The organism is Aeromicrobium sp. (assembly GCF_049586495.1).
Classification (GTDB): domain Bacteria; phylum Actinomycetota; class Actinomycetes; order Propionibacteriales; family Nocardioidaceae; genus Aeromicrobium.
In genome coordinates this window covers 1-4,623 of record NZ_JBAVCB010000012.1, presented here as the reverse complement: position 1 = coordinate 4,623, position 4,623 = coordinate 1, and the positions used below count along the sequence as shown (strand labels likewise).

The following is a 4,623-nucleotide window of genomic DNA, read 5'->3' as shown; positions in this document are numbered from 1 at the left end:
GAAGGGCACCACGATGGAGGTCAGGTTCAACTGACCTGACGTGCCGAGGGGCCCGCATCCAGGTGGGTGTGGGCCCCTTCGGCCGCGGTCAGAGGTCGTAGTCGACGACCAGGGGAGCGTGATCGGACCAGCGCTCGGCCCAGCTCTCGGCCCGATCGACGGCAACGGTACGGGCGGCGGCGGCCAGGTCGGGAGTGGCCAGCTGGTAGTCGATGCGCCAGCCGGTGTCGGTGTCGAAGGCCTGTCCGCGCATGGACCACCACGTGTACGGGCCGTCGACATCACCGGCCAGGTGGCGGTGCACGTCGACCCAGCCCAGATCGTCAAACCAGTGGTCGAAGTGGGCGCGTTCCTCAGGAAGAAAACCGGCCTTCTTGCGGTTGCCCTTCCAGTTCTTGATGTCGCGCTCGGTGTGGCCGACGTTGAGGTCACCGGTCACCAGTCCGTGCCCGCCTGATGCACTGATGGCGGCCATGCGGGTGCCCATGGCCTCGAGGAAGCGCATCTTGTCGCCCTGCTTGGGAGTGCCGGCTTCGCCGGAGTGCACGTAGGCCGACGCGACGGTGAGGGTGGAGCCGTCAGGCAATCTGATGTCGGACTCGACCCACCGGCCAGCGTCGTCGAACAGCTCGTCGCCGTTGCCGACGCGATGCGCCACCGGTTCGTTCCTGCTCAGCACGGCCACGCCGGCCCGGCCCTTGGCGACCGCCTCGGTGTGCACGACGTGGTAGCCGGTGTCGGCCACCAGCTCGCGCAGGATCTCGTCGGGGGCACGCACTTCCTGCAGCGTGACGATGTCAGCGTCGCGGTCGGCGAGCCACTCGGCGATGCCGGTGCTCTGGCCGCGGAGCTTGTTGTAGGCGGCACGGATGCCGTTGACGTTGACGGTGGCGATGCGAAGCACGCCCGTCACCCTAACGGGGGCGACCGACGCTCCGAGGTGCGGTGGTTCAGGCTGCGATGGCCGCAGCGACGACGGCCAGCAACGGCACGGCTCCCTGCGTGAGCGCGGCCTGCGTGTAGACGGCTCCGCCTGAGCGCAGCACCACAGAGGCGGCCAGCATGGAGCCGCACGAGGCCAGAACCAAAGCCCACCCGGCGGCGTTCTGGTCGGCGATCACCAAGACGATGCCGACGGCGGCGATGATCGCGAGAAACAGGTTGTAGTACCCCTGGTTGTAGGCCAGCGGGGCCGTGGCGTCAGCCTCATCCTGTGTGCGCAGGCCGAATCGCCGCCACGTGCCGGGCTGGCGCCACGTGATGGACTCCATCGTCCAGATGAACACGTGCAGCGCAGCCGCAAGTCCGGCTAGTACCAGGGCGATTGCTGTCATGGCAGTGACCCTAGACCTGCCTCAACCCACCTGGCGAGCAGCGGCGCGGCCCGCAGCACGGCCCGAGAAAAGGCACCCGCCGAGGAAGGTGCCCTCCAAGGAGTTGTAGCCGTGCATGCCGCCTCCACCGAAACCGGCCACTTCGCCGGCTGCGTAGAGGCCGTCGATCGGATCGCCGCCGGCTCCCAGGACACGCGAGTCCAGATCGGTCTCGAGGCCGCCAAGTGACTTGCGGGTCAACACGTGCAGACGGACCGCGATGAGCGGACCCTTCTTCGGATCGAGGATCTCGTGTGGCGTCGCCACGCGGACCAGCTTGTCGCCCCGGTAGGCGCGAGCCTGGCGCATCGCCGCGATCTGCAGGTCCTTCGTGAAGTCGTTGGCCAGCTCACGATCCCGCTCGACGACCTGACGCCGCACATGTTCGAGATCAACGGGGGAGTCCGGGGTCAACCGGTTCATGCCAGCCACCAGATCCTCGATCGTGTCGGCGACCACGAAGTCCTCGCCGTTGTCCTTGAACGCCTCGACCGGGCCGGTGGCACCGGAGGAGAGCCGTTCCTTGAGCAAGGTGCGGACGCTGCGGCCGGTCAGATCGGGGTTCTGCTCCTGGCCCGAGAGCGCGAACTCCTTCTCGATGATCGCCTGGGTGAGCACGAACCACGAATGGTCGTGGCCGCTGGCCCGCAACAGCTTCAAGGTGCCGAGCGTGTCGAATCCAGGCAGTCCTGGCACCGGCAGCCGGGACCCGCCGCCGTCGAGCCACAGCGACGATGGGCCGGGCAGGATCCGGATGCCGTGCATGGGCCAGATCGGGGCCCAGTTCTTGATGCCCTCGACGTAGTGCCACATGCGATCGCGGTTGATGTGGCTGGCACCGGCCGCTTCGGCAATGGCCAGCATGCGGCCGTCGACATGTTGCGGCACGCCGGAGATCATGTGCTCCGGGGGAGTGCCAAGCCGTTCGGGCCATGCTGCGCGCACCAGGTCGTGGTTGCCGCCGATGCCGCCGGACGTCACGATCACGGCCTGCGCCGCGAGCTCGAAGTCGCCGACGGGCGTGCGCGACGACGATGCTCCCCGCTCGACCGCAGTCGGCTCGAGCACCTGGCCGCGGATCCCGGTGACCGACCTGTTGGACATGACGATCTCGTCGACCCGATGGCGGAACGCGAACGTCACGAGGCCCTGCTCCACGCCTTGGCGGACGATCTTCTCGAAGGGTTCGACGATGCCGGGCCCGGTGCCCCACGTGATGTGGAAGCGGGGGACGGAGTTGCCGTGCCCGCCGGCCAGCCCGCCACCGCGCTCGGCCCAGCCGACGACAGGAAACACCTGGTGGCCGCGCTCCTTGAGCCAGGTGCGCTTCTCCCCAGCGGCGAAATGCACGTACGCCTCGGCCCAACGGCGCGGCCAAGCATCGTCGTCGCGGTCGAACTGCGCGCTGCCCGCCCAGTCCTGCATCGCGAGGTCGACTGAATCCTTGATGCCCATGCGGCGCTGCTGCGGCGAGTCCACCAGGAACAGGCCGCCGAAGGACCAGAACGCCTGGCCGCCGAGGTTCTGCTCGCCCTCTTGGTCCACCAGCACGACGGTGCGGCCAGCCTCGACCAGTTCGGCGGTGGCGACCAGGCCGGCCAGTCCCGCCCCGACGACGACGACATCTGCGCTCATGGGCGATGAGTCTGCCGCACTGTCACGCCACGCGATTCACGAGATCGTCAAGATCTGCGATTCAGGGGCCAGGACGCGCTAGATTCGAAGGAACCTTCATTGTTGGGAGATGGTGATCATGGCCGCTGACTTCACGTCACTGGACAAGAATGACCAAGGCGCGCTGATCTCGGGCGTGCTGGCGATTCTGCTGTCCTTCGTGGGCAGCTACGTGACGGTCTCGTACGACGGGCCGGGATCGGTGGCGTTGGGAAGCGTCTCGGCAGGCACCAATGCGTGGACCAGCTATGCGACCCTCGGTGTGCTCCTGATCCTGGCGTCGACGGCGATCGTGGCGATCAAGGCGTTTGCCAACGACAATCTGCCCGATGGCATTCCCTGGAACCTCGTGGCGGCGGCGACGGCGGGCCTTGGGACGTTGCTGCTGATCCTGCGTGCACTGTTCCCCGGTGGTGCGGATGTGGCCGGTCTCAGCGTCGGTCCCGGTTGGTCCGGCTACCTGTTGTGGATCGCGGCCATCGCGCTCACGGTGTTCACGGTGTTGTCCTTCCGCAGCTCCGGAGAAAAGATCCCTGAGATGAAGAGGGGCGGCGGCGACACACCTCCTCCGCCCGCCGCCTGAGTCACCCGCACCGGGCTCAGGAGGCAAACGGGGGGCGGTCGTCGAGCTTGACCGACTGGCGGCCCGCCCATCGCCACAGGCGTGCGGTGATGTCGCGATCCTCGTCGGTGACCAGATTGCCCATGACCCGGAGCGCGACGGTCATCATGCGGTGCGATCGCATGCCGATCGGCCCAGCAGCCGGGAGCAGCCGCGGCACGGTCAGGAGACCGGCCATGCGACGCGCGATCGAGAACGCCTCGCCGTAGTGATGCGTGAGCAGGGCGGGCCACGCCTGGCTCAGGTCGGGTTCGGTGGTCAGCAGCTCGGCGCCGACGCGACCGGTCTCGAGGCCGTAGTCGATGCCCTCGCCGTTGAGCGGGTTGACGCATCCAGCGGCGTCACCCACCAGGATCCAGTTGGGGCCGGCGACACCGGACACGGCGCCGCCCATGGGGAGCAGCGCACTGGTGGGCATCCGCAGTTCGCCGCTGAGGTCCCACTCGGTGCGACGCAGCGACGCGTAGTACTCCATCAGCGGCCGGATCTGCAGATCGGCGGGACGTTTGGCCGTGGCCAGCGCACCCACGCCGAGATTTACCTCGCCGTCGGACAGCGGGAAGATCCAGCCGTAGCCGGGGAGCAGCTCGTCGTCTTCTCCGCGCAGCTCCAGGTGCGAGGAGATCCATGGATCGTCGCTGCGGCCGGACTTGACGTAGGAGCGGCCCGCGACGCCGTACGCGGTCTCGCGATGCCACTCGCGGCCGAGCACGCGGCCCAGCGAGGACCGGACGCCATCGGCGATCACGAGACGCTCGCAGGTGATGGTGTGTGGGGTCTTGTCGCCCCCGACCCGGAACGTCACGGCGGTGACGCGACCGGCGGAGTCGCGCTCGACGTCGATCGCCCGCGCCCCTTCGACGGCGGTGGCGCCCGACTCGACGGCGGTGCGGAAGATCTTGTCGTCAAGCTCGGTGCGGGGGACCGCCGAGCCCCAGTCGGGTAGTGATCCGC

General features: G+C 68.3%; 5 protein-coding genes. 1 reads left to right on the top strand and 4 read right to left on the bottom strand.

Annotation, left to right across the window (positions count from 1 at the left end):
• Nucleotides 1-88 precede the first annotated feature (88 nt).
• The 3 genes from WB508_RS00430 to WB508_RS00420 are packed head-to-tail and all read right to left on the bottom strand — an operon-like array spanning nt 89 to nt 3,008.
• Nucleotides 89-904 carry an exodeoxyribonuclease III gene (locus WB508_RS00430; RefSeq protein ID WP_423842895.1) on the bottom strand — a complete coding sequence of 272 codons (816 nt, stop codon included), beginning with the start codon at nt 902-904 and terminating at the stop codon, nt 89-91.
• A gap of 46 nt (nt 905-950) precedes the next feature.
• Nucleotides 951-1,334 (bottom strand): DUF1304 domain-containing protein, encoded by a 384-nt coding sequence (locus WB508_RS00425; RefSeq protein WP_423842894.1) that lies wholly within the window; start codon nt 1,332-1,334, stop codon nt 951-953.
• A 21-nt stretch (nt 1,335-1,355) separates the two neighbouring features.
• Nucleotides 1,356-3,008: an FAD-binding dehydrogenase gene (locus tag WB508_RS00420; RefSeq protein ID WP_423842893.1), complete on the bottom strand. Its 1,653-nt coding sequence runs from the start codon at nt 3,006-3,008 to the stop codon at nt 1,356-1,358.
• A gap of 109 nt (nt 3,009-3,117) precedes the next feature.
• On the opposite strand from WB508_RS00420, the gene WB508_RS00415 reads away from it, so the two are divergent.
• Entirely contained in the window at nt 3,118-3,630 is a 513-nt protein-coding gene (locus tag WB508_RS00415; RefSeq protein ID WP_423842892.1) for a hypothetical protein, read from the top strand.
• 16 nt (nt 3,631-3,646) lie between these two features.
• On the opposite strand, the gene WB508_RS00410 is transcribed toward WB508_RS00415, so the two are convergent.
• Nucleotides 3,647-4,623, bottom strand: a 977-nt coding sequence (locus WB508_RS00410; protein WP_423842891.1) for an FAD-linked oxidoreductase, incomplete at its 5' end; no start/stop codon positions are given.